21 protein-coding genes and 1 tRNA gene are annotated in these 25,613 nt (G+C 58.5%); 8 read left to right on the top strand and 14 right to left on the bottom strand.

What is annotated here, in order from left to right; all coding sequences use genetic code 11:
- Positions 1 to 3: 3 nt before the first annotated feature.
- From lptC to E1180_RS08430, 4 genes are all read right to left on the bottom strand, one after another.
- Complete coding sequence (gene lptC, locus E1180_RS08445) at positions 4 to 654, bottom strand: LPS export ABC transporter periplasmic protein LptC (RefSeq protein WP_208997018.1); 651 nt, start codon at positions 652 to 654, stop codon at positions 4 to 6.
- A gap of 57 nt (positions 655 to 711) precedes the next feature.
- Positions 712 to 1,332: a ribonuclease D gene (locus tag E1180_RS08440; RefSeq protein ID WP_155190740.1), complete on the bottom strand. Its 621-nt coding sequence runs from the start codon at positions 1,330 to 1,332 to the stop codon at positions 712 to 714.
- Positions 1,333 to 1,505: 173 nt separating this feature from the next.
- A complete protein-coding gene (gene cueR, locus E1180_RS08435; RefSeq protein ID WP_155190739.1) occupies positions 1,506 to 1,898 on the bottom strand; it encodes a Cu(I)-responsive transcriptional regulator in 393 nt (130 codons plus the stop codon).
- Positions 1,899 to 1,908: 10 nt separating this feature from the next.
- On the bottom strand, positions 1,909 to 4,266 hold the full coding sequence (locus E1180_RS08430; protein WP_155190738.1) for a heavy metal translocating P-type ATPase: 2,358 nt from the start codon (positions 4,264 to 4,266) through the stop codon (positions 1,909 to 1,911).
- 216 nt (positions 4,267 to 4,482) lie between these two features.
- On the opposite strand from E1180_RS08430, the gene E1180_RS08425 reads away from it, so the two are divergent.
- Both E1180_RS08425 and E1180_RS08420 read left to right on the top strand, forming a co-directional pair.
- The gene (locus E1180_RS08425; RefSeq protein WP_155190737.1) at positions 4,483 to 4,668 is read left to right on the top strand and encodes a DUF4089 domain-containing protein; all 186 of its coding nucleotides are present in this window, start codon (positions 4,483 to 4,485) and stop codon (positions 4,666 to 4,668) included.
- Complete coding sequence (locus E1180_RS08420) at positions 4,665 to 6,071, top strand: AtzE family amidohydrolase (RefSeq protein ID WP_155190736.1); 1,407 nt, start codon at positions 4,665 to 4,667, stop codon at positions 6,069 to 6,071. Before E1180_RS08425 ends, E1180_RS08420 begins: the two co-directional genes overlap by 4 nt.
- A gap of 63 nt (positions 6,072 to 6,134) precedes the next feature.
- Here E1180_RS08420 and E1180_RS08415 read toward each other — a convergent pair whose 3' ends face one another.
- Entirely contained in the window at positions 6,135 to 6,908 is a 774-nt protein-coding gene (locus E1180_RS08415; RefSeq protein ID WP_155190735.1) for an ABC transporter ATP-binding protein, read from the bottom strand.
- 192 nt (positions 6,909 to 7,100) lie between these two features.
- Positions 7,101 to 7,187 (bottom strand) — tRNA-Leu (locus tag E1180_RS08410).
- Between the two features lie 174 nt (positions 7,188 to 7,361).
- Here E1180_RS08410 and E1180_RS08405 point away from each other — a divergent pair.
- The gene (locus E1180_RS08405; protein WP_155190734.1) at positions 7,362 to 8,336 is read left to right on the top strand and encodes a complex I NDUFA9 subunit family protein; all 975 of its coding nucleotides are present in this window, start codon (positions 7,362 to 7,364) and stop codon (positions 8,334 to 8,336) included.
- A gap of 113 nt (positions 8,337 to 8,449) precedes the next feature.
- A complete protein-coding gene (locus E1180_RS08400) occupies positions 8,450 to 9,712 on the top strand; it encodes an MFS transporter (protein ID WP_155190733.1) in 1,263 nt (420 codons plus the stop codon).
- A 26-nt stretch (positions 9,713 to 9,738) separates the two neighbouring features.
- On the opposite strand, the gene E1180_RS08395 is transcribed toward E1180_RS08400, so the two are convergent.
- A complete protein-coding gene (locus E1180_RS08395) occupies positions 9,739 to 9,975 on the bottom strand; it encodes a DUF1127 domain-containing protein (RefSeq protein WP_155190732.1) in 237 nt (78 codons plus the stop codon).
- A gap of 143 nt (positions 9,976 to 10,118) precedes the next feature.
- Here E1180_RS08395 and E1180_RS08390 point away from each other — a divergent pair, with 143 nt between their 5' ends.
- A complete protein-coding gene (locus tag E1180_RS08390; RefSeq protein WP_155190731.1) occupies positions 10,119 to 11,171 on the top strand; it encodes a helix-turn-helix transcriptional regulator in 1,053 nt (350 codons plus the stop codon).
- On the opposite strand, the gene E1180_RS08385 is transcribed toward E1180_RS08390, so the two are convergent.
- Positions 11,154 to 11,960 carry an undecaprenyl-diphosphate phosphatase gene (locus E1180_RS08385; protein ID WP_155190730.1) on the bottom strand — a complete coding sequence of 269 codons (807 nt, stop codon included), beginning with the start codon at positions 11,958 to 11,960 and terminating at the stop codon, positions 11,154 to 11,156. The genes E1180_RS08390 and E1180_RS08385 overlap by 18 nt on opposite strands.
- Positions 11,961 to 12,154: 194 nt before the next feature.
- On the opposite strand from E1180_RS08385, the gene E1180_RS08380 reads away from it, so the two are divergent.
- The 3 genes from E1180_RS08380 (at position 12,155) to E1180_RS08370 (ending at position 16,345) form a co-directional block, all read left to right on the top strand.
- A complete protein-coding gene (locus E1180_RS08380; protein ID WP_155190794.1) occupies positions 12,155 to 12,847 on the top strand; it encodes a glutathione S-transferase family protein in 693 nt (230 codons plus the stop codon).
- Positions 12,848 to 12,865: 18 nt separating this feature from the next.
- On the top strand, positions 12,866 to 14,002 hold the full coding sequence (queG, locus tag E1180_RS08375) for a tRNA epoxyqueuosine(34) reductase QueG (protein ID WP_155190729.1): 1,137 nt from the start codon (positions 12,866 to 12,868) through the stop codon (positions 14,000 to 14,002).
- Positions 14,003 to 14,212: 210 nt separating this feature from the next.
- Positions 14,213 to 16,345, top strand: coding sequence for a hypothetical protein (locus E1180_RS08370; protein ID WP_155190728.1), 2,133 nt, complete (start codon positions 14,213 to 14,215; stop codon positions 16,343 to 16,345).
- 74 nt (positions 16,346 to 16,419) lie between these two features.
- Here E1180_RS08370 and fdhF read toward each other — a convergent pair whose 3' ends face one another.
- The 6 genes from fdhF to E1180_RS08340 form a co-directional block, all read right to left on the bottom strand.
- Positions 16,420 to 19,188 carry a formate dehydrogenase subunit alpha gene (gene fdhF, locus E1180_RS08365; protein ID WP_155190727.1) on the bottom strand — a complete coding sequence of 923 codons (2,769 nt, stop codon included), beginning with the start codon at positions 19,186 to 19,188 and terminating at the stop codon, positions 16,420 to 16,422.
- Positions 19,185 to 20,861: an NAD(P)H-dependent oxidoreductase subunit E gene (locus E1180_RS08360; protein WP_155190726.1), complete on the bottom strand. Its 1,677-nt coding sequence runs from the start codon at positions 20,859 to 20,861 to the stop codon at positions 19,185 to 19,187. Before E1180_RS08360 ends, fdhF begins: the two co-directional genes overlap by 4 nt.
- Positions 20,862 to 20,984: 123 nt before the next feature.
- Positions 20,985 to 21,518, bottom strand: coding sequence for an RNA pyrophosphohydrolase (locus E1180_RS08355; RefSeq protein WP_283404625.1), 534 nt, complete (start codon positions 21,516 to 21,518; stop codon positions 20,985 to 20,987).
- A gap of 23 nt (positions 21,519 to 21,541) precedes the next feature.
- Positions 21,542 to 22,693, bottom strand: a complete 1,152-nt coding sequence (locus tag E1180_RS08350) for a divergent polysaccharide deacetylase family protein (protein WP_208997017.1) — start codon at positions 22,691 to 22,693, stop codon at positions 21,542 to 21,544.
- A gap of 114 nt (positions 22,694 to 22,807) precedes the next feature.
- Positions 22,808 to 24,136, bottom strand: a complete 1,329-nt coding sequence (locus E1180_RS08345) for a S41 family peptidase (RefSeq protein ID WP_155190725.1) — start codon at positions 24,134 to 24,136, stop codon at positions 22,808 to 22,810.
- Positions 24,133 to 25,500 carry a murein hydrolase activator EnvC family protein gene (locus tag E1180_RS08340; RefSeq protein WP_208997016.1) on the bottom strand — a complete coding sequence of 456 codons (1,368 nt, stop codon included), beginning with the start codon at positions 25,498 to 25,500 and terminating at the stop codon, positions 24,133 to 24,135. The genes E1180_RS08345 and E1180_RS08340 overlap by 4 nt, the downstream gene beginning before the upstream one ends.
- Positions 25,501 to 25,613: the final 113 nt, after the last annotated feature.

The raw sequence follows: 25,613 nt of genomic DNA, 5'->3' as shown, positions 1-25,613 counted from the left end.
TGTCTATTGCCCTTCTGCCGCCGGGTTCAGCGTCATCTTAATTCCGTCCGTGAACCGGACCAAGCCTTTGTCTTGATCGTAGGAGAGTTTCCCGGCAACAACATGGCCTTGATCCGAACGGATTGAAATTGGTTCATCCGTAGACAGGGCACCGTTGCGCAGATCAATCGACACTTCGGCAAGATCAATGGTGTAGCCTTCGCTCCACTCAAGCTGAATACCGTCAAATAGCCGCAGCCGCTCGGCTGCATTGTTGTAAGTGCCCTTAAGGGCAATAATGTCCGCACTCTGGTCCGCACTGAGCACGATTTCGGCGCGGATCGTGTCGAGATCTATGATACGCGGGTCACTGAGGCGCTGTATGGCACGGCGCGCGGTTACTTTGTAAGACCGGTCACCGTCATGTCCGGACAATTCCGGGTGATCCATCACCAGACCCTCGCTGGTCAGGATCACATTGGACGCTCCAAAACCGCTCAAAACGTTAAACAGGACCACAAGGCCGGTCATTCCGGCCAGGATCAACAAACCGAGACCCGGCAGCATCCAGCGGAGCACTTTCACGAGAAGGCTGTGACGCCGGGCCGATTTCTGCGCCCGGGTCTCAGCGTAGCCCGTGGCCATGCCGGCTTGTTCCGCACTCGATATGCTCAACGTGGATCTCCGATCAGGCTTGGGTCTGGCGCGGGCTTGGCCGCATCGCCGTCAGCCTCATGAATGTGCAAATATGTCGGTCTCTTCCCAGCCCGCAAGATCCAGTTCGGCGCGAACCGGTAGAAACTCAAAACAGGCCTTGGCAATTCCGGCCCGCTCTTCGCGATCAAGCATAGCCTCCAGCCTCTCTTTCAAGGCATGAAGGTGCAACACGTCCGATGCCGCATAGGAGAGCTGCGCATCGGAAAGCGTGTCGGCAGCCCAGTCCGAGCTCTGCTGCTGCTTCGACAATTCAACGCCCAGGAGCTCGCGGGTAATGTCTTTCAGCCCGTGACGGTCCGTGTAGGTGCGCACCAGTTTCGAAGCAATTTTGGTGCACCAGACAGGGTCAACCTTAATCCCGAGATAGTGCCGCAGCACAGCAACATCAAACCGTGCGAAGTGAAAAATCTTCGGTTTGGAAGCATCTGTCAGCAGCGTTTGAAGATTGGGCGCTGCCGTCTGGCCCCGCGCGATCTGGACCACATCCGCTGATCCGTCTCCGGGCGACAGCTGAACCACACACAACCTGTCCCGATGCGGATTGAGGCCAAGGGTCTCTGAGTCTACCGCGACGGCCTTTGCATTTTCATAAGCGCTCAGATCTGGAAGATCGCCCTTGTGGTATCGGATGGTCATGTGTCGTTCATCTCCAATGGCGGCAATCCGATCCATATGTAGGGGCATTCCGCAAAAAACCAGACTGTTTGACCGTCAGGTAGAACATGCAGGCAGCCGACGCAAGCGGCGCGGCCATTCCAGAGCTGCCTGCTGCGCACATAAAGTTACCGGATCCTGGATGGATTGCCAGTTTAGCGCGGTCCACCGGCAAGATCATCGATGATCGGGCAGTCCGGCCGCTCATTGCCCTGGCACGCCTCGGCAAGGCGCGACAGCGTTGTTTTCAGCGCCTGCAGCTCGGCGATCTTTTTATCGACCTCGCTCAGCTTTGCCTCTGTCAGCGCCTTTACATCCGCGCTGGCCCGGCCAGTGTCCTGGTACAAGGATAAAAGGTCACGGCATTCCTCGATCGAGAACCCGAGCCTGCGCGCACGCTGAAGAAATTTCAGCTGGTGAACATCCGTCTCGCTGTAGTCCCGGTATCCGTTGGCCCCACGCAGGGGCTGCACAAGACCGATTTCCTCATAATACCGGATGGTTTTGCTCGGGAGCCCGCAGTTTTTTGAAGCCTTGCCGATATTCATGACCCCATCCTCACAGTTTCACATTGCGGAGCCGCAAGGCATTACTGATGACCGAAACCGACGACAGGCTCATCGCCGCGGCGGCGAGCATCGGGGAGAGCATGAGCCCGAACACGGGATAAAGAACGCCAGCTGCAATCGGGACACCGGCCGAATTGTAAAGAAACGCGAAGAAGAGGTTCTGCTTGATGTTTCCAACGGTCGCGCGGGCCAGTCTGCGCGCCCGCAAAATCCCTTCAAGATCTCCCTTCAACAAGGTCAGGCCGGCGCTTTCTACAGCCACATCCGCCCCCGTCCCCATGGCCAGTCCGACATCTGCGGCCACCAGCGCAGGCGCGTCATTGATCCCGTCGCCTGCCATCCCGACCTTGCGGCCGGCCGCTTTCAAGGTCTCGATCAAATGCTGTTTGCCCTCCGGCAAGACCCCCGCCTTCACGTCGTCGATACCCAGAGCATTGGCGACCGCCTGTGCGGTTCGCTCGGCATCCCCGGTCGCCATGATGATCGCAACGCCCTCTGCGTGAAGACCATCGATGGCCGCTCTTGCATTTGGCTTGATCGGGTCGGCAACCGCGACAAGCCCGAGCAGGTCGGCGGACCCCGGCTGTGCTTTCACCAGGAACATGACCGTCTTGCCGAGTTCGGCCAGCTCTTCCGCCCGGTCCCGGGCAGCCGTTAGATCAGCGCCAAGATCCTCTGCAAATGTCGCGTTTCCAAGGGCAAAATCATGACCTTCAACAATTGCCCGAACGCCCTTGCCCGTCACAGCGGCAAAGTCCCCGGCCGATGCTACCTGCAAATTCCGCTCTTCCGCAGCGCGCAAGATGGCCTCTGCAAGCGGATGCTCGGACCCTTTTTCAAGGCTGGCCGCCACGGAGAGAATTCGGTCGCCGGACGGCTCTCCGGCCGGCACGACATCAGTAACGACAGGCCGGCCCTCGGTCAGTGTTCCTGTCTTGTCGACCACAATCGTGTCCACCGACGCCAGCCGCTCCAAGCTTTCGGCGTCTTTTACAAGCACGCCTGCCCGCGCACCCCGGCCAGTTGCGGTCATGATAGACATCGGTGTTGCAAGCCCAAGCGCACAGGGGCAGGCGATGATCAGCACAGAGACGGCTGCGACAATTGCATGGACGAAGGACGGTGATGGCCCCACCAACCACCAAACCGCAAAGGCCAGAACCGCCACGGCCAGAACGGCTGGTACGAAGTAGCCCGCAACACGGTCCGCAAGACCCTGGATTGGTGCGCGGGATCTTTGTGCCGCAGAAACCATGTCGATGATTTTGGCAAGCATCGTGTCGGCCCCGACCTTTTCCGCCCGCATCAAGAATGTGCCGGACTTGTTCAAGGTGGCACCGGTCACGTGATCACCAGCGGTCTTTTGAACCGGCAGCGGTTCACCCGTCACCAGGCTCTCGTCAATTGACGAGCCGCCCTCGGTCATGATGCCGTCGACAGGAACGGCCTCACCAGGCCGGACCCTGACAACATCGCCGGACATGATGTTTTCCAGCGGTGCGTCATATTCGTCGCCATCGGGCGTGACGCGGCGTGCGGTCTTGGGCGCCAGGTCCATCAACGCACGGATTGCATCGCCGGTTTGCTCCCGCGCCCTCAGTTCCAGAACCTGCCCGACAAACACAAGGGCCACGATCACAACGGCCGCCTCGAAATAGACCGGCATATGACCGCCCGCCATTTTGAAGCTGTTCGGGAACACGCCGGGCAGGAAGGTTGCCACCATCGAATAGAGATAAGCTGCCCCGACCCCAATCATGATCAGCGTCCACATGTTGAAGTGGCGCGTCTTGAGTGACGTCCAGCCACGCTGGAAAAACGGCAAGGCCGCCCAAAGCACGACGGGTGTTGCCAATACGGCCTCGATCAAGATCGCAGTGCCCTCGCCGATCCAGGACCGGATCGGAAGACCGATCATCGGCCCCATGGTCAGGATCAGGAGCGGGACAGCCGCAAGACAGCTAACCCAAAGCCGCTTTGTAAAGTCGATCAGCTCATGGTTTGGCTCATCGGAAAGACCGCCCATCGGCTCAAGCGCCATCCCGCAAATGGGGCACGTCCCTGGTCCGTCCTGAATGACTTCCGGGTCCATCGGGCACGTGAACTGCGCTCCCGCCTGGGGCTTTTGCGCATCCTCTTCCTTCTTGCGCCTTGAATTGCCGGACACGTAAAAATAGGGGTCCGCATCAAAGCGGTCATGACACTTCGGATTGCAAAAATGATAATCTGTCCCCTTGTAGGTCAGGGAGGGCTTTTCCTTTCCGAGCGTCACGGACATTCCGCATACCGGGTCGATGGCCTTTTCGTCAGCAATCGTTCCATCGATTGCAGCTTGTGCATCAGTCATGCGGATTTACCTTTTGAAAAACGATCCTGTTGCCCCTGGTAAAGCTTCCAGTCACGGGAAGGTCAAGCACGGAGAATTGCTTAGATCAGCGGGCGTTACCGGAAGCGGGCGACCGCCCGGTGTTCTTGACACCTGCTGAAAACACCGGGGGACTTGCCGCGAGCCGCACCGCTCTGCAATTATGACAGCACCAATGCAGCGAAACGGGTGGGCGAAATGAGTGAAGCATTCGATGCCAAGGTCCATGTCGAACAGATGGAAACACTTATGGGCCTTGAAATCGAAGAGGCCTGGCGGCCGGTGGTCATTCAGCATATGACGGCCATTCAGGCCGCAGCCGAGACCGTGATGGCGTTCCCGCTTGAGGACGATATTGAAGCTGCGCCGGTCTTTACCGCATGAGTTCCGCCGAAAGCCTTCTGACTGGAAACAGCCGCGAAATTATCGATGCCGTCAGCTCCGGCTCCATCAGCGCGCTTGAAGTCGCACAGGCCTCCCTGCAGAGGATCGAAAACCTCAACCCCCGGGTGAACGCCTTTACCGACGTGCTTGCGGACCGGGCAACGCGGCAGGCAGCGGCAACCGACAAGGCGCTGGACAAGGGTGCGCAGCTGCCGCTTGCGGGCCTTCCCTTTGCCGTCAAAAACCTGTTTGACGTTGAGGGCGTCACGACACGCGCCGGTTCCAAAATCAACCGCTCCAACCGGGTCGCCCGTGCCGATGCAACGCTTGTGCGGAAACTGTCGGCTGCTGGTGCCACTTTGATGGGCTGTGTTCACATGGGCGAATACGCCTATGATTTTACCGGCGAAAGCGCCCATGATGGCATCTGCAAGAACCCTCATGACCTTGGCCGCATGACTGGCGGATCGTCTTCCGGGTCGGCTGCGGCCTGTGCATCCGGCATGGTTCCTCTGGCATTGGGCTCGGACACCAACGGCTCTATCCGGGTCCCGGCGTCCTTTTGCGGATTGTTCGGATTGAAACCGACCTATGGGCGTTTGTCACGCCATGGTGCCTATCCGTTTGTCGGCAGCCTGGATCATGTCGGCCCGCTGGCGCGTTCCGCGGATGATCTGGCCATGATCTTTGATATTCTGCAGGGGCCGGATCCGCTCGACCCTGCCCAGGCAGACCGCGCCCCTCTAGAGACAACGGACCTACTTGCCAAAGGCAGTGACGGATTGCGTATCGCGGTCGCCTCCGGTTACTTCCGGCAAAAAGCAGAACCTGCTGCCCTCAACGCTGTCGACAAGGTGGCGCGGGCCCTTGGCAACACGGTTGAGATCGATATTCCCGAAGCCGCACGGGCGCGGGCCGCCGCCTATGTCATTACGGCCTCGGAAGGGTCGAACCTCCACTATACCCGCATCAGGACCCAGCCCGGCGACTTTGATTCAGAAACGCGGGACCGGTTTTTGGCCGGCACCATGGTGCCATCGGTTTGGGTTCAACAGGCCCAGCGCTTCCGCAGTTGGTTCCGCAAATTGATGCAGGGGATTTTTGAGCATATCGACATCATCCTGGCGCCCGCCACGCCGTTTCCGGCCCTGGAAACGGGGACAAAGACGATCACGGTCGATGGGGAAACCATGCTGGCACGGCCGAATATCGGACTGTTTACCCAGCCCATTTCCTTCATTGGCTTGCCAGCCGTCTCCGTGCCCGTCTGGCTGGACGGGGCAACGCTGCCCATCGGCGTCCAGATCATCGCACCGGCCTGGCGGGAGGACCTGGCACTCAGGGTCGCCCATCAGTTGGAACAGCAAAAAGCCGTCAGCGCTCCCATTGCCAAACCGTCCTGACCCAAGACCGGGCTGGCGGCCACTGGGGTCAACCGGCTATGGGAGTCAGGCAGGCTACCGGGGTCATGCAGCCATTGCGTCCTTGAGAGCATGTGACACGCGGCGGCACGTATCGGCATATTCCGCCGACGTGCGGAAATCATCGTCCCTTGGATAAGGCGCGGTCATCGGCAGATCCGCAACGATCCGGCCCGGTCCGCTCGTCATGATAAGGATCCGGCTGGATAAATAGACAGACTCAAAGACAGAGTGGGTCACAAACACCACCGTCAACCCGAACTTTGACCAGAATTCCAAAAGCTCGTTATTCAACTTGAAACGGGTGATTTCATCGAGGGCGGCAAACGGCTCGTCCATGAGCAAAACCTTCGGCTCCGTGACAAGCGCACGCGCAATGGACACGCGCATCTTCATGCCGCCGGACAACTCTCTCGGATAGCTCTTTTCGAACCGCTCCAACCCGACAAGCTCCAGAGCGGACATAACCCGGCCGCGGGCTTCCACCTTGCCGATGCCGCGCACCTTGAGCGGCAGCCTCACATTCTCAAAGACGGTTGCCCAAGGCATCAAGGTCGGCTCTTGAAAAACAAAGCTCAGATCGTGGTCCGGCACGGACATGGTGTCGTCTGCCCAGTTGAGACGTCCGGAATTGGGTTCACTCAGACCGGCCAGAAGCCGAAGCGCCGTGGACTTTCCGCAGCCTGACGGCCCCAGCAATGAGACGAACTCGCCCTGCCGGATCTCAAGGGACAAGTCTTGAAGCGCCACCGTGCCGTTTTCAAAGGTTTTGGTGATATCCGAGAACGAGACAATTTGCGGGGCAGATTGAGGAAGCATGTGACCACGGCTGGTTGGGATCGGGCATCAGTCAGAGCCGCATGTTTGCACCTTTTGGTGCCCAAACGAAAGCCTATGTGAGGCCGGTATCATCTCGCCGCGCGAAAACCGCTGCAAAACGAAAAAAGCCCCGGAGAACCGGAGCTTTTTTCGTTTGTTTCGGATCGAACTGGATAATCTGAAACGTAAATTTGGTGCCCAGGAGAGGACTCGAACCTCCACGCCCGTAAGGGCACTAGCACCTGAAGCTAGCGCGTCTACCAGTTCCGCCACCTGGGCTGTGAGGGCGGCTTTTAAGCGGCGGGCCTGACCTTGTCAATCATGCTGGCCGGTTTTTTTGATCTTTCTTCACGAGCCCTTCACACGCCCGAGGCTTCAGGCTAGAGACTGGCTACAGCCCGGCCTATATATAAGGTCAGTGCTCCTTTACGACGCGACAGAAGGCATTACAGGATGTCCACACCACTCAATGGAAAACTCGTAACGGTTTTCGGCGGTTCCGGTTTTTTGGGACGGCATATCGTTCAGGCGCTGGCCAAGCGGGGATACCGGGTACGTGCGGCCGTCCGGCGGCCCGATCTTGCCGCTCACCTTCAGCCTTTGGGAGCGCCGGGCCAGATCATGCCGATCCAGGCAAACCTACGGTACCGCTGGTCGGTGGAACGGGCCGTGGATGGGGCCGACGCCGTCGTCAATGCCATCGGTATTCTGGCGCCAACCGGAAAACAAACCTTCGATGCCGTTCAGGCCTTTGGTCCACGTGCGATTGCGGAAGCTGCACGGGGCGCAGGCCTGAATGCCATGACGCATATCTCGGCGATTGGCGCGGATGCCGAAAGCCGCTCAGCCTATGCCCGCACCAAGGCCGCAGGCGAAGCCGGTGTGTTTGAAACCCTGCCCGACAGTGTGGTGCTGCGTCCCTCCATCGTTTTCGGCCCGGAAGACAACTTTTTCAACCAGTTTGCTGACATGGCCCGCTTCGCACCGGCCCTGCCGCTGATCGGCGGCGGCATGACGAAATTCCAGCCGGTTTATGTGTGCGATGTGGCCGAGGCGGTTGCACGGTCGGTTGACGGGGACCTGACACCCGGCGCGGTCTACGAACTGGGCGGGCCAGAAATCAAGACCTTCAAGGACTGTATGGAGGACATGCTGGAAGTCACCCGCCGCAAGCGGGCGCTGCTCACGATCCCGTTCCCGATCGCATCCGCCATGGGCAAAGTCTTCCAGCTTTTTCCGGGCGCGCCCCTCACTGCTGATCAGGTCGAACTGCTGAAAACGGACAACGTGGTTTTGCAGGACGCCAAAGCGGATAACAGAACGCTGGAAGGCATGGGCATAGAGCCTGCAACCCTTGCCGCCATTCTTCCGACCTACCTGGACCGGTTCCGCGAACACGGCCAGTACGACGCCCACCGGCCTGCCTGATCGGTCTGGAGGCGCTAAACAAATGAGAAGGCGGGCTGGCCCCGCCTTTTTAGTGCGCATGTGATTGCTGACTGCGTCTGCTTCACCTACCGTAGGCCGACTGCGGGGGGCTCATGACACGACTTGCCAAGATCACGCTATTGTTCGTCGTATTCGTCGACCTTTTGGGACAAGGACTGGTCTTTCCGATCCTGAACAGCCTGATCATGGAGCCGGGCACATCCATTCTGCCGCAGGACACATCCGTTGCGATGCGCCATTTCAACTATGGCCTGATCATCGGTGTTTTCTTTCTCAGCTGGTTTTTGGGCGCGCCCTACATCTCGAAACTCTCCGATGTGATCGGCCGGAAAAACGCGATTCTGATCTGCCTTTTCGGGGCGCTCGGAGGCTACGGCCTCACGATTGCCGCGCTTTACATGAACAGTTTTATCTTGCTCATTCTGGGACGGGCAATCACGGGCCTGACTGCCGGAAACCAGCCGATTGCCCAGGCAGCCATGATTGACGGCAGCGTTGATGACGAGGACCGCAACCGCAACATGGGCTACATCATCACCGGGGTCAGCTTCGGCCTTGTCGGTGGTCCGGTCATCGGCGGGTTTTTATCGGATCCGATCCTGCTTGGCAGCCTCGCCAGCATAAAACTGCCGTTCTTTGCCTGTTTCGTGCTCGTCGCAATCGCAATCGTTTTCGTGATGGTCTTCTTTAAGGATCAGAAAGACACCGCCAAGGAAGCCGAAGCGTTCCGTTTCCGGCCGGCTGAGATCTTCGAACTTCTGTGGAGGATCAAACGCTATCCGATTGTCATGCGCCTGACCGTCGTCTTCCTGTTCTTCCATATCTCGAACCTGTCGTTTTACATTTTTGTCGACAATTATCTCACCAGCCGTTTCGGGTACGGAACCCTGGGGGGAAGCATGGTGATGCTGACCATTGGGTTCGCGCTTGCTTTCTCCAGCACCTTTCTCGTCGTTCCGGTGCAAAAACGTCTCAGCAAGGAAGCCATCCTGGGCACGACGTTTACGGTGTGGGCGATATCATCGGCGGTGTTTGTCGCCCTGCCCGTTGCAGCCCTGACATTCATTCCGATCTTCTGTTTCTATTTCGTCTTTGGGATCGCCTACCCGACCTTTCTCGGGCTCTATTCCGGTGCGGTGGGCGACGAAGAACAAGGATGGGTGATGGGTGTGACGATCGCCGTTTTCACACTGGTTGCCGGGATCATCTCCTTGCTTGGCGGCGAACTTATTGGCATCAATCTGGATCTTCCATTCTTTGGGGTCATCGCGGCCGCAATCATCGGTCTCATCGTGATGTTCCTTGCCTGGAACACGCCCGAGCTCAAGGCGCTGACGCGCAAACCGGGCAGCTGAGGCCCAAGGCCCCAGCCGCAAGTCTCTTAATTTTTCCAGTAGGCCGCGCCAAATCGGTCGTGGCGCAGCTCGCGATAACCAGACCCGGTTCGCATAAGGCCGATGTCCTCCAGCTCATGCTCATTCAGGCCATCCAGAGCCTTAAAAGTTGCCCTGCGCTGCATATGGCGGCGAAATCGGTCTGCCAGAGAATGAAGGGCAGACAGGAGTAGGCTGCGGTTGTGAGCGCGGCTGCGGAATACGGTTGTGATCTCAAGGCTCATCTCTCTTCTCCATCGGGGACATGTCCCGTTTGCCGGGAACAAGGAGACCATGACAGCCCATACCTGACAGCTGTGAGTCAGGTTTGATCTTGTTATGTTCCCGGAGTAGATTTTTTTTGCATCAACCTGAAAGAGCGATTCTCATGAACCCGATCGAACGCGCGCTCGGCATTTTGCTGCTGATGACGGGCGGCAAGCTTGTCCCGGCCACCTATCTGGCCGAGCGCTTTCAGGTGTCCTTGCGGACCATCTACCGGGATATTGACCGATTGATTGCGCTTGGCGTCCCGGTGGACGCAGAGCGCGGGGCGGAAGGCGGATACCGGCTTGCAAGCGGCTATCTTCAACCGCCCGTCGCGCTCACCCGGAACGAGACCGCCGCCCTTTTGTCAGCCATGGCGCTCAGCCGCAGCAGCCGCACCGTGCCGCTCGCAGATGATCTGGCGTCAGCTGAAAAGAAACTCCTGGCCTCTCTTCCAAAAGCCGTTCATGGCCTCTTGAAACAGGCAGACCGTATTGTCGGCATTGAGCCACTGCCCGCGGACATCTTTCATTCCGGCACCAAGGCCGACCCCAGCGACGCCTGGCAGCTTGCGCTTGACGGTTTCATGTGCGGTATCCTGGAGAGCAAACGTGTGCGGTTTGATCACGTCAACCCCGCACGCAAGACGGTAAAGGCCCATGATGTGGAACCCTATGGGATCATGTTTGACCGGGATCTGTGGTATCTCGCCGGACGCTGCGTGGATACGGGTGTTTTGAAAGTCTACCGCGCCGACCGCGTCCGGCAACTGGAGATCAGCGGACTGTTTTTCCGGCCCGACAAGATGTTTTCCGTCCAGACGCTGCTGGGTGGCGCCTGGCTCTCCGACGCGATGCGCCGCTGGGAACAGGAGGAGGCGATTGCGAAGATCCTGATCACGCCGGCACAGGCCCGCAAGCTGAGTGCCGACTGGTACTACCGCCATGCGGTGTTTACACCGGCCGGTGAAGACAAGATCCTGATTAGTATCCCGTCCACGGACCGAGGCCGGATTTTGCCGCTTGTCCGCTGGCTCGGACCGGGCGCCGAACTGCTGGAACCCATGGACCTGCGCCAGGACTTGGCAGAGGAATTGGACGCCCTCTCAACCCTTTACCGGGAAGCCCCTGCAAAGGCAGCAGCGATGCCGAAACAATCAGCCGAAAAAGTATAGACCGGCGAAGCCCGCCAACCCTACGAAGATCCGCCACCAGGCGAATGGGGCAAACCCATGCCGGGAAACGAAATTGAGCAGCCCTTTCACGACAAAAATTGCCGCCACAAAAGACGCAACAAATCCAATGGAGATGATCATGATGTCATCCGTGGACAGCACGTTGCGGTTCTTGAAAAGATCGTAGGCAAATGCACCGGCCATCGTGGGCATGGCCAGGAAGAATGAGAATTCCGCCGCAGAGCGCTTGTCTGTTCCCATCAGCAGGGACCCTGCAATGGTTGCGCCCGAGCGTGACACGCCAGGCACCATGGCCAGACACTGGCAGAAACCGATCTTGAGGCACAGAGACACGGGGTAGTCCATGACGTTTGTGTATTTCGGCGTCAAAGGCAGACGGTCGATCCAAAGCAGGATAATGCCGCCGACCAGAAGGGTCGTACAAATCAGCGCCGGTGTTTCAAACAAGACCTCCTTGATGAAACCATGCGCCATGACCCCAATAACCGCCGCAGGCAGGAACGCAATCAAAATACCGAAGACGAATCGGCGGCTTGCCGGATCGCTGGGCAAAGACGTGGCCAGTGCCCAAAGGCGGGCCGAATACACAGACAAAATAGCCAAAATCGCCCCGAGCTGAATGAGGACTTCAAAGGTTTTACCGGTGCTGTCGAACCCTAGAAAATGGCCCAGCAATAGGATATGCCCGGTCGAGGAGACGGGAATGAACTCCGTCAGGCCTTCAACAACCCCCAAAATCAGAGCATTTACAATCGTTTGGCCATCCATTGTGTATCACGTCTCCAAATGACTTGCTGAAATCCGGTTTCGACCGGTAAGTGTCTCGGTCCAAGGCCGCCGCTTATTTGCCGGAGCACGGCTCCGCCGTCAAATCCTTGATAACCATATGTGAGTCACACTTCCGGATTAACGACACATTGATCCGGCTTAGTCTTGCCACAGTTCAGGCTCTAAACCCCTACATGCTGACGCTTTATCATCATCCGTTCTCACCGTCGTCCCGGTTCGTGCGGCTCATTTTGAGCGAATATGGCGCCACGTTCGAAGAGCGTCACGTCAACCCTTGGGAGCGTCCGCAGGAACTGCTGGTACTGAACGCTGCCGGGAGTGTTCCTGTCATGGTGGAAAATGAAGGACCGGCCATCTGCGGGGCGGGTCCGATCATGGAGTATCTAGACGAAACGCGCGGATATGCCGTGGCCGACAGGCGTTTGATGCCTGATCATCCCGAAGCCCGCGCAGAAACGCGGCGCCTTGTTGACTGGTGCCTTTCGAAATTCGATCAGGAAGTTGTGGGGCATCTGGTCCGCGAGCGTATCTACAAGCAGATCATGCCGAAATCGAGTGGCGGCGGGGAACCGGATTCCGCGGCTCTCAGGGTCGCACGCGCCAACATCCACCATCACCTGAAGTACTTCGGTTATCTCGTGGCGTCCCGCCGTTGGCTTGGCGGCGACCGTTTGTCTTTTGCGGATTTTGCCCTGGCCGGTGAACTGTCCTGTGCCGATTATCTCGGCGAGGTTGTCTGGTCCCAGGAAGAGGATGTCAAAAACTGGTATGCAAGGGTAAAATCGCGCCCGAGCATGCGCCCGCTTCTGGCAGAAAAGGTCCTTGGCATGCCACCTGCGCCAGCTTACGCAGACCTCGACTTTTGAGTTGCGAATGCGATTGTTTTGGATACGAAGACCGCAAAACTGATCACGGCCTTGCGGGACAAGGCACGATCCCTCGGATTTGATGACATCAAATTCGCCCGAGCCGACAGCATTCCGGATGCGGGCGAGCGGCTTCATCACTTTGTGGACCTCGGCTACCACGGCACCATGGCGTGGATGGCGGACACCGCCGAGCGCCGGTCCTCCCCCCAAAACCTGTGGCCGGACGTGCAAACCGTAATCATGCTGGCCATGAATTACGGCCCGGGGGATGCGCCGGAGGATCATCCGCTGCGGCATCTGGACGACAAGTCATCGGCAGGGATCTCCGTTTATGCGCGGAACCGCGACTACCACGACGTGATCAAGGGGCGGCTCAAGGAAATTGCTGCATTTCTGGTGTCGCGTGCGGGCGGTGATGTGAAAGTCTTCGTCGACACCGCTCCGGTCATGGAAAAGCCAATAGCGGAGGCTGCCGGCCTTGGCTGGCAAGGCAAACACACCAATCTGGTTTCCCGCAACCTTGGCTCCTGGTTCTTTCTCGGCTCGATATTCACCAGCCTTAACTTGCCGGAAAGCGGGGCGGAACGGGATCACTGCGGCTCCTGCCGGGCGTGCCTGGACAGCTGCCCGACCGATGCCTTTCCCGCGCCCTACCAGCTGGACGCCCGCCGCTGCATTTCCTACCTGACGATCGAACATCCCGGCCCGATCCCGGCCGAATTCCGGACTGCGATGGGCAACCGGATCTATGGGTGTGATGACTGCTTGGCCGCCTGCCCCTGGAACAAATTTGCCAGTGCGGCGCATGAAGCAAAGCTCGTTGCCCGCGATGACCTGAAATCTCCCCGTCTAACGCAGCTACTCACCCTGGCGGATCAGGAATTCCGCAAGTTCTTCTCAGGATCGCCAATCAAAAGGATCGGACGGAACCGCTTTATCAGAAACGTTCTGATTGCGGCTGGAAACTCGAAAGATCCCTCGCTCCTGGAGCAGGTGGAGCCTCTGCTACAAGACCCAGACCCGACAGTGCGGTCTTCTGCGGTTTGGGCCTTTGGCCAACTGGCAGATCAGGCGGATATGGAAATGCGGCGGCAGGCAGCTCTCAAATCCGAAACAGACCCTCTTGTCCGGGAAGAATGGAAGACCGTTTAAGGCCCTCTTGCGTCTCAGGCGGGGCCATACACCTTAACCACTTCGGATGTTCTGCCTATCAAGAGTCGATCTGGCTTTCAGTTTGCGCCATAGTCATGGAATGGACAAACATCGTCCCCATATCAGCGAAGCTGTCGTCTGACAGCTTTTCAAGGTCTTTGATTTGGAGCCAAGATATTGTTTTCCTACTCCCCTTCCCGGCGCACGGTGATGCGCAGCCGCGCTGGTGTTCTGACACTGAGCGCCGCGTTCCTTGCGGTCTCGACTGCAGCGTTTGCTCAAAGCACTGGCGCAGATGCGTTTTCCGCTTATGTGGAGCGTCTTGAGGCTCTTGGCATCAAGATCTCGAACGGCACCGTGGATTACAATGCCGGCACCCTGACCGTTTCGGACATGGTCATGGAACTGGAGGGCGAAATTGAAGGCGTCTCCTTGGAGGGCGCTGATGTGTCCGGTGGCTCGGGAACCGATTCAGCAGATCCCTCCGAGGTCACGGACATCAGCTACAGCTTGACCTTTTCCGCCGGCACCCAAACGATTGAAGGCTTTGCCGCGGAAGATGATGTGTTTTCATCGGATCGCTGGATCTACTCTGATGACACGCAGTTTGACATTTCAATCTCCGCGGAGGGCGAAGGCCACCTGAAGCTGGACACGCGCCTCGCCGGGGCCGAGATCAGCAATTACACTTTTACAATTCCCGAATTGCCTGAAGAGGATGCGGAGCGTCAAGTCAGCCGCTGGCTGCCCTTCCTGCGGTCGCTCCTGCTGGCGTCCTATGATGACGCCACTGTCCCCTCGACTGGCGCCACTTTTGAAGCCTATGAGGTGGAGGATGGACAAGAGCTGCTTGTCATGTCCGGCACTTTGCAGATGAACGGGTACCGCATTTCCGGTGCCAAAGACGGCAAGATTGGATCTTATGAAATTGATGAAATCACGCAGTCTTTTTTGACGCGTGACGCCGCCTCCGACAGCATGCTCTCCCAATCGACCAAGCAGGCGCGATCCGTTTACGAGGATATTGATGCCGCCGCCATTCTAGATCTGATTGACCCGGACGTTCCAGAGACCGATCAGCCGCGCACACTCATCGGCTCGGGCACGACAGGACCATATGAGAGCACCCAGGAAATAGCACCGGGCGTTGCCTTCACGATTTCCGTCGGCAACAGCAGCCTGGAGGACGTAACCGTCACCAAAAAGGACAACTCCGTTCTTGCGCTTTTTGACCAAATCCTCTCCGACCAAACGCCCGCACCGGAAGACCTGATTTCAGATATCTTTCAGGTCTACCGCTCCTTTGGTGTCGCCGATGCCCGGGCCAGCGGTATCGGCATCGAGTTTCCGAACCTGGATGACCTGCAATCCGGGGCCACGATCAAGATTGATATTGAGGAAATTGCCGCAACCGGCCTTGATGCGGGTGGCATCGGCGAATTGATGGTCGTCGGCCTGAATGCCCCGGATTTGCCCGATGACGCTTCGGTAAAACTTGATTGGGCAGCAATTGGTGACATCGAATTCGCAGAATATGAACCGATGCGCTCCATGATCAGCACCTTGATGGCCGATCCCAATTACGGTGAGCAGAACCCTATCGAAGTTGCCCGGGCATTCCTGCCAAGATCCTTCGGCTATGAGCTTGAGGGGCTCGACCTTTCCCTGCCAGAGACCGGACGGACGCAAATCGGCAAGTCGGAATTCCGCATTTCGACCACCGTCCCACCGATCCCCACAAGCATCTATGCCAAAAACGAGGACATCACGGTTCCGGTCAGCGCTCTGGATGATGCGGAAGCACAGGCTTTCCTGACCGATCTCGGCATTGATGAAATTGTCTGGTCGGACGAAACGCAGCTCTACTGGGATGAAGCGACCAAAGACCTGCGGCTTGACCGTTTGATGGTCACGATCAAGGACCTTGGCGCTGCGGAAGCGTCCATCCGGTTTGCGAATGTGCCCAAGGAGCTTTTTGAAGACCCGCAAGGCCAGGGCCAGATGGCTGCGATCCTGGCGCAGTTTGTGGACGCACGGATCGAGTTCATTGATGATGGTCTTACCGGAAAAGCGCTGCAGTTTGCCGCAAAAGACGCGGGTGTGTCCGAGGATGTCATCAAGGCGGTTGCTGTCGATGAGGCCCTGAAAGCGACTGAAATGCTGAACAATCCAGACTTTGCGGATATGCTCGAAACGGCATTGAAGACCTTCCTGGACAACCCCGGCACATTCACTGTGACGTTGTCGCCGGAGAATCCAGTTCCCCTGGCGCAGATATTGGGAAGCCTTGCAGCTCCGCAAACCCTTCCCGATTTGCTCAACATTGACATTGTCGCCGAGTAACAAAAATGGGCCGCGTTTGCGGCCCATTTTTCATGCATCGTTCAGTTGTGCCGGGCACCGCGACTCAAGCAACGCTATTCAGCAGCTTGCCTGTGATGCGCCGGCGCGATCCGCGCGGCGCAGAACTTGAACTCCGGAATTTTCCCGAACGGATCCAGCTGCGGGTTGGTCAGGAAATTGGCGGGGGCTTCAAAGAAGCAGAATGGAATAAACAGCATGCCTTTGGAAACATCCCGGTCGGCGCGCAACGTGAGCGTGATCGCGCCCCGGCGCGTTTCCACTGTTACTTCCTGACCGGTTTCCAGCCCCTGTGCCGAGATATCGCGGGGGTTCATGGAGACGACAGGCTCAGGCTCAATCGCATCGAGGACCGTTGCCCGCCGGGTCATGGCACCCGTATGCCAATGCTCAAGCATCCGGCCGGTCGTCAGAACAAGCGGGAAATCGGCGTCAGGCAGCTCGCTCGGCGGGACCAGATCCGCCGGGACGATCTTCCCGCGCCCATCGGCAGTGGGGAAGGACTGGCCAAAGAGGATCTCGTTGCCCGGTTCATCCGGTCCGTCCGCCGGGTAGGTGACGGTGCCATCGCGCTCAAGGCGGTCCCAGGAGATATTAGCGAGTGAGGCCATGTACGCGCGCATTTCCTCATAGATGGCAGGCACGCCGTCGTAGGTCCAGTTGAGGCCGAGCCGGTTTGCCAAATCGATGAGGATTTGCCAATCCGCGCGCGCGTCTCCCGGCATGGGCACACATGGACGGCCAATCTGCACCTGGCGATTGGTGTTGGTATAGGTGCCGAGCTTTTCGGCATGGGCCGAGGCAGGCAAAATCACATCGGCGTGCCACGCGGTTTCGGTCAGGAAAATATCTTGAACGATCAGATGCTTGAGCGTAGTGAGCGCCTTGCGGGCGTGGTTTTGGTCCGGATCGGACATAGCCGGGTTTTCACCCTGGATGTACATCGCCTCAATACCGCCCGCGAGAATGTCATCCATGATCTCAACAACGGTGAGGCCCCTTACGGGATCCAGTGTGCGCCCCCAGGCATCTTCAAACTCCGACCGGATATCCGCATTTTCCACCGGACGGTAATCCGGGAAGACCATGGGGATGAGACCGGCGTCCGACGCCCCTTGCACGTTGTTTTGGCCGCGTAGCGGATGAAGCCCTGTGCCGGGACGGCCGATCTGTCCGGTGGTCAGGGCCATGGCGATCAGGCACCGGACATTGTCGGTTCCATGTACGTGCTGGGAAACGCCCATGCCCCAGAAAATGATCGATTTCTGACTGGTGGCATAAAGACGGGCCACCTCACGCAAAGTCTCTGCTGCAATCCCGCAAACCGGCTCCATGGCCTCGGGCGTGAAGTCAACGATCTTTGCCTTCAGCGTTTCAAAGCCGTCCGCATGAGCTGCAATATACTGTTCGTCGTAGAGCTCTTCGGAAATGATCACGTTGAGGATGGCGTTCAGCATGGCAACATCCGTGCCCGGCTTGAATTTCAAGCCGTAATCGGCATGACGCATCAGGCCTTGGCCACGCGGATCCATCACAATCAGCTTGGTTCCGTTCTTTGCAGCCTGCTTGATATAGGTGGCCGCCACCGGGTGGTTTTGTTCCGGACGTGCGCCGATCACAATCATGCAATCCGCTTCGGCCGCGGCCGTGAACGGGGCCGTGACCGCACCTGATCCAATGCCCTCCATCAGCGCCGCCACCGATGACGCGTGGCACAAGCGGGTACAATGATCGACATTGTTGGTTTGAAAACCCTGCCGGATCAGTTTCTGAAACAGGTAGGCTTCCTCGTTCGATCCTTTGGCCGAACCAAAGCCGGCGATGCCAGCACCGCCTTTGTCCTTGAAACTCTTGCTCAGACCATCAGCTGCGCGGTCCAAAGCCTCGTCCCAGGAAGCTTCCCGGAACACGTCCAGGTAGTTGTCAGCTGTCAACGAAAGATCTGCCCGCTTCGGAGCATCCTCCCGCCGGATCAGCGGCTTGGTCAAACGTTGCGGGCTGGCGACATAATCAAACCCGAAACGGCCTTTGACGCAGAGGCGGTTTTCATTGGCAGGCCCGTTGCGGCCATCAACCTTGACGATCTTGCCATCCTTGACGTTGACCGATGTCAGGCAGCCGACGCCACAGAAGGGACAGACACTGTCGACTGTTTCCTCTGCATACACTTCGCGCCGCTTTGCCGTCTCATCGAGAAGGCTTTTCTCCATCAGCGCGCCAGTCGGACAGGCCTCCACGCACTCCCCGCAGGCAACACATGTCGAAAGCCCCATGGGATCAGCAAGATCGAAGACAGGGACTGTATGTGATCCACGGTCTGCCATGCCGATCACGTCATTAACCTGAACCTCGCGGCACGCCCGTTCACACAGATTGCAGGCGATACACGCCTCGAGATTAACCGCGATCGCCGGATGGGACACGTCCTGCGCGGGTTTTTCGCATGGTGCGAACCGGCTGTCCGCAACGCCGATGGCATCCGACCATGTCCAGAAATCACTCTCCGGATCGGGATGCTGATCACGGCTTGGTTGGTCGGCGGCGAGCAATTCAAAAACCATCTCGCGGGCCTTGGAGGCCCGTTCGGTCGCGGTGTGAACCTTCATGCCTTCCGCCGGGGTCCGGATGCAGGAAGCCGCAAGGGTCCGCTCTCCCTCAATGTCCACCATGCAGGCACGGCAATTGCCGTCGGAGCGGTATCCGGGCGCATCCTTGTGGCACAGATGCGGGATGGCGACGCCTTCGCGTTTAGCCACTTGCCAGATTGTTTCACCGGCTTCTGCGGTTACATCCCGGCCATCCAGAGAGAACGTGATCGCACTCATTGCTGAAACTCCTCCGGGAAGAACCTTAGAACCGAGGCAATAGGATTACTGGCGGCCTGGCCCAGCCCGCAAATCGAGGCCGAGCGCATCACTGCATCCAGATCCGCGATCTTCTCCCTGTCCCAGTCACCATGCGCGAGGAGATGCTCCATCTTCTCGGTGCCAGACCTGCACGGAGTGCATTGACCGCAGCTTTCATGTTTGAAGAACCGCATGAGGTTGAGTGCCACGTCCCGCATGTCGTCCTGATCGGAGAATACAACAATTGCGTGGCTGCCGATGAAGCATCCGTGCTTGTCGAGTGTCCCGAAATCAAGCGGCTCATCTGCAAGGGACGCGGGCAAAATGCCACCCGACGCGCCGCCCGGGAGATAGGCCTTGAAGGTGTGACCATCTTCCATGCCACCGCAGAACTCTCCGAGCAGCTCGTTCATGGTGACGCCGGCCGGGGCCAGCTTCACGCCCGGTTCCTTGACCCGCCCGGACACGGAGAACGACCGGAACCCTTTGTGCCCGCGGCGCCCTTGCGCGGCAAACCACTCAGGCCCCTTCTCAACAATGTCCCTGATCCAAAACAGCGTTTCGACATTGTGGTTGAGGGTCGGGCGGCCGAAGAGACCAACCTGCGCAATGAAGGGCGGGCGATGGCGTGGCAGTCCCCGTTTGCCCTCAATCGACTCGATCATCGCGCTTTCTTCACCGCAGATATAGGCCCCCGCGCCCCGGCGCAGCTCGATATCGATTGACGTGATGATCCCAGCCTCCCGAAGGGCTGCAATCTCCGCTTTCAAGATATCCAGAACCGCAGGGTATTCGTCCCGCATGTATAGGTAGATCCGGTCCGCAGAGATCGCGTGAGCTGCAATCAATGCACCCTCCAGCAACCGGTGGGGATCCCGCTCCAGATGGAAACGGTCCTTGAAGGTACCGGGCTCTCCCTCGTCGCCATTGATCGTCAGGTATTTCGGGCCGGGCAGATCATTGACGATTTTCCACTTAGTGCCCGTTGGAAAGCCCGCACCGCCCAATCCACGCAATCCGGCGCTCAGAAGCTGCTCTGCAATCTGTTCAGCACCGAACTCGCCGGAGCGAACCTTTTCAAGCAGCCGGTAACCGCCATTGGAGCGGTAGTCCGCCAAGCGGGTATAATCTGGGATGGCCGCGTCCACCGCCCCTTCAAATAGGGCGGCCCGGACTGACATTTCGGATGCAGTGTCGACAGCCCGCTTGCCCACCTGCACCGCAGGGGCCTGGGCGCACCGGCCTATGCACGGCACTTTCTGGATCCGGACGCGGGCAGGATCAACGCCACCTTCCAGCGCCGCAGCAAGCGCGTCCGCGCCCTTGAGCGCACAACTGACGCTGTCGCACACCCGGACCGTAAGCGGCGCAGGTTTTTGCCCACCTTCCCGCACAATGTCGAAATGGTGGTAGAAGCTGGCGACTTCATAGACTTCAGCCTGGGAAAGCCGCATTTCTTCCGCAAGCGCCCGCAGGTGCCTGGCTTCCAGGCAGCCGAAAGCATCCTGGATTTTGTGCAGATGCTCGATCAGCAGATCACGCCGGCGCGGCTCGTCTCCAAGCAGTGCCAAAACCTCGCCATGCGCACCATCATCAAGCTGACGCCCTTTTGGCTGGGACGGCTTCCGTGAAAGCCCCTTGCCGAAAGACATTGGCGTACCTCCCAAATCATATCATTGGGACGAGTTTATCGCTGCACCAGAGGGATGTCTGTTTGAAAAACGACAGCCGGTTTTCAAAACCTGCCGGTTTAGGAAAACTGCAAGCGCCGGGACTCAGACCGTCAGATGCGAGAAAGCGGCAATGACTTTCTGGTAAACGGGCCTTTTGAAGGGAACGATCAACTCCGGAAGTCGGCTGGCCTCCTCCCAGCGCCACTCGCAGAACTCCGGCGAATGCCCGTCAGGCGGCGTCAAGATGTTGATCTCGTCATCGCGCCCGTCAAAACGGTAGGCGACCCATTTCTGGGCCTGCCCCCGATACTTGCCCTTCCGTGTCGTCCGGATGACCTCGTCCGGATAATCATAGGCGAACCAATCGGGCGCTTCCTCAAGAAGCGAAACCGAAGAAACGGATGTTTCCTCGTAAAGCTCGCGGCGCGCAGCCGGTTCGGCCGCCTCCCCCTTGTCGATACCGCCCTGCGGCATCTGCCAGGCAAACTCGTAGGCGTTGCGGTCGGAAGACCCGTCAGACCGTTTGCCGATCCATACCTTACCGCTTGAATTGATCAACATAACGCCGACACATGGCCGGTAGGGAAGGCCCTCAGCCGGCGTTGGAAAACCGGACCCGAAATCGACTTTTGTCACAAATCCACCTGTTTAAAAACGTGCTACTCGTCCCTGTCGATCGTGGCACTGACGGGTACAAGTAGCAATCCGCGCTGTTCAAGACTGCGGCTCCACTCTTCCAGTTGGCGTACGGTGACCGGCAAGGCCGATCCGGCCGCAACAGCCACGCCGCGTGCGCGGGCGACCCCCTCAAGCTGCAACAGCTTTGCATCAATACTGCTTTCGCGCGGCACTTCATCCAGAACCACATCAACAGCACTAAAAGGAATACGCACCTTGTCGGCCACCTGGCCGGCGACACTGCGGGACGAGGTGCCGTTGTCAAAAAACGCCAAACCCCGTTCCTCCAGCTTTTCAAGGAGGAATTGCATGGACGTGTCAGTGGACGTAAACCGAGCGCCCATTTCCGGGATCACACCCACGTAGTTCGTGACCCGTGTGAGCAGATAGGCAAGCCGGTCAAGCATCTCGTCCGGCCGCAAACTGACCAGCAGCGTGTGCGGGCCGGGATCATTGTCCGGAAAATCGAACGGCTCCAGCGGCAATTGCAAAACCAGCTCATGACCCTTGGTGCGCGCCTGCTGCATCCAAAGATCAAGGTCCCCGCCATAGGGCGCAAGCCCGAACGTCACCTCGGCCGGCAGCTTGTCGATCGCATTTTGGGTTCCGGTTTCGCTTAGACCCAAACCGTTGATGATGACCGCAATCTTGGGAATGGAGGAAAACTCGGTGACGATGGGCCGGGCATAGGCATCAAGCGGGCGCACGCCCGCGTCACTGACTTTCGGCAGGAAACCGTAGTCAGACCGTTCGCTCACACGCGGGTCCGGGTTGATTGAGAGACTGTTGAGCGGCGCATCGGGGCCGAGGCCATCCGGCCGGATGATCATCTGATAGCGCGGGCCAAGCAGATCGCCACTGATTTGAGGACGCAGGTTCGGCCCAAGGTCCCCACCAACGGTCGGCCGGATTTCGACCACCTCGATATCCTGAGAGGTGACGCCTTCGACGATGTTGTCCAGAGGGAGAACGGCAACCGGCTCACCGCCCAGCGGATCGTCAACCACCATGATCCAGATGAGAGTTGTCGCCGCGATCACGCTGAAGATGCCCGCACCGATCAAGCCGAAGGGAAGACGCACCAGGCGTCTCTTGCCCATTCCTAAGGGAGCTGAAAGGTCTTCGCTCGACATCTTGCCTACGGTCCTGGAGCCGATGGACTACCGGCTGCACTTCATTGTTTTTGTGATACGCAGAACAAGGCGGAAAGGTAAATGTGCGCCGCCAAGCGGCGCACAGTTTTCTTGTCAGTTTTTGACAGCGGCGCTGTCTGACACCGGAGGGAAGGCACTGTTCACCTGAACGCCGCGGAGCAGATCAAACGCCAGGTTCAACTGTGTGTCTTCGTCAGGGTCGGAGGGAACATAGGCCTGGCTGCCGGACTCTTCTTCGCCATCAGCCTCAAGGTGGCCCCGCAAGCCAGCTTCGCCCTTGGTGTCCACGCGGCCAACCAGATCCTCCGGCAGCTCCTGCAGAGCCTCAATGTCCGGATTGATCCCCTTGGCCTGGATAGAGGTTCCAGACGGCGTGTAGTAGCGGGCCGTGGTCAGCCGGATCGCGCCGTTTGCGCCAAGCGGAATGATCGTCTGCACGGAGCCCTTACCAAAAGACCGCGTCCCGAGGATGGTTGCCCGGCGATGGTCTTGCAGTGCACCCGCCACAATTTCAGACGCTGAAGCGGAACCACCATTCACCAGAACAATGACCGGCTTGCCGTTCGTCAGGTCACCGGCGCGCGCGTTGAAGCGCTGGGTTTCGTCCGCTTCCCGGCCGCGGGTGGAGACGATTTCGCCCCGGTCGAGGAAGGCGTCCGATACGGCAATCGCCTGATCAAGCAGACCGCCCGGATTGTTGCGCAGATCGATCACGAAGCCCTTCAGCTTGTCATCCCCGATGCTTTCCGACATTTCCTCAATGCCCTTCTTGAGGCCATCGAAGGTCTGTTCGTTGAACTGTGTGACGCGCACATACCCGATGTCGTCTTCTTCACGCCAGCGGACCGAGCGGATGCGAATGATATCCCGGGTAATCGTGATATCGATCGGTTCATTCACGCCCGAGCGCCGGATGGTGACCACGATATCGGTCTTAACCGGCCCGCGCATCTTCTCGACGGCTTCGTTGAGGGTGAGGCCCTGAACCTGTTCGCCGTCGATATAGGTGATCAAGTCTCCTGCAAGAACACCCGCTTTCGCTGCAGGAGTCTCGTCGATCGGAGAGACGACTTTCACCAGACCATCTTCCATGGTCACTTCAATGCCAAGACCGCCGAACTCGCCGCGAGTCTGCACCTGCATGTCCCGGAAGCTCTTGGGGGACATGTAGCTGGAATGCGGGTCCAAGGACGTGAGCATCCCGTTGATGGCGCTTTCGATCAGTTGTGCGTCGTCCGGGACCTCAACATAATCTGACCGCACCCGTTCAAAAACGTCACCAAACAGATTGAGCTGCCGGTACGTATCCGTTGCAGCAGCATTGGCAGCTCCTGAAACGTTGAACGGCATTTGGGACAGTGTCGTGACTGCAGCCGCCCCCATGAGGGCACCCACCAGCAGCAGGGAAGCTTTCCGTATCATCCGCGAGCCTTTTCTTCTTCTGTGCGAGCCCACCAAGATGCGGGATCGATCGCACGGCCGTCCTTCCGAAATTCAACATACAATATTGGCTGGGTCGAGCCCATGCCAAACGTTGACGCACTTGCCCACCGGGTTGCGCCCATCTCACCGACCGGTTCGCCGGCGAGAACGAATTGCCCCAACTCTGCATCTATCCGGTCCATTCCGGCCAGGAGCACATGGTACCCGTCTCCGGTGTTCAGGATCAAGAGCTGGCCGAATGACCTGAACGGTCCTGAATAAACCACCCATCCGTCAGCCGGTGAAGTCACATTAGACCCTGGCCTTGTGGCAATAGATTGACCTTCCGTCACACCGCCGAATTCATCTTCCTGTCCGAAGTCCTTTAAAAAGGTCCCGGCAACAGGAAGCGGCAGCTTGCCCTTAGCCTCTTCGAATGCCACAGCTGGCGCAAGTCTGGCAGGATCAGAAAACGGGTCAAACTTGCGCGAGGCTGTCTGCTCGTTTTCCAAAGCCGCTTGCCGCGACTTCTCCGCCGCCTCGCGGGCGCTGGCAATTTCTTCTTCCAGCGTGGCAATAAGCTCTTTCAAGGACCCAGCCTGCGCTGCCAATTCCTGTGCGCGGGCCTGCTCCGTCTCGAGCGTCCGCACTGATTTTTGATGTTCCTGCCTTTTGGCACTCAAGAGAAGTTCCAGCCGCGACTTTTCCTCAGCCAATCGCATCGCATCGCCGCGCAGGCGCTTCTTTTCGTCTGCAATCACCGATTTGAGCCTGTTCAACTCGGCAAGATCTGCAGCAAGTGCCTCGGTTTCCACCTTGAGTTCGGGCATCACCGCATTCAAGAGAATCGCGCTGCGGACCGCCGATAAAGCATCGCTGGGCCGTACCGCCAGGGCGGGTGGAGGTCTTTTCCCAAGACGTTGAAGGGCTGCAAGAACTTCGGCCAAAATATCGCGCCTTGCGATTAACGACATGCGAACGGCGTCCTCATTTTCTCCAAGACTACGTAGGCGCCGTTCAGTGTCCGTCAATTCGGTTTCAAGCCCTTTGATGGTGTCGGCCGTGTTGATGATCTTTGCATTCAGTGTTTCGCGGTCACGATCAAGCGACCGGATTTCACGTGCGATGGCTGCCTGACGATCTGTGGACAGATCAATATCGCGCGTCAACGCAGCCAGTTCCTGTTCCCGGAGAGACTTGCGCTCCAGCGCAGCGTCGACTTCCGCAGATATGGTGCGCGCAGCCTGTTCCGTCTCATATGCGCTGTCTGTGGCAAGCGCCGGCGCTGCGAAACTCAGGGCGAATACCATCCCGATGCGCAAAAGCCAGGCGTTCCGCCCAACACCGCTACGTTCAGGCCGCATGCCCTTGCTGCAATCCTCCACCAAACCGGTCACTGCTCCCAATAAATCAAGTGACAGCGTTATACGGCGCCCGTTAACGAAGAGTTTACCATGATGCCTCCGGACATCGGAAA

This window comes from Roseibium denhamense (assembly GCF_009711415.1).
Lineage (GTDB): Bacteria > Pseudomonadota > Alphaproteobacteria > Rhizobiales > Stappiaceae > Roseibium > Roseibium denhamense.
Note: the sequence above shows the minus strand (reverse complement) of the source record. Positions and strands in the feature narration are given on the sequence as shown.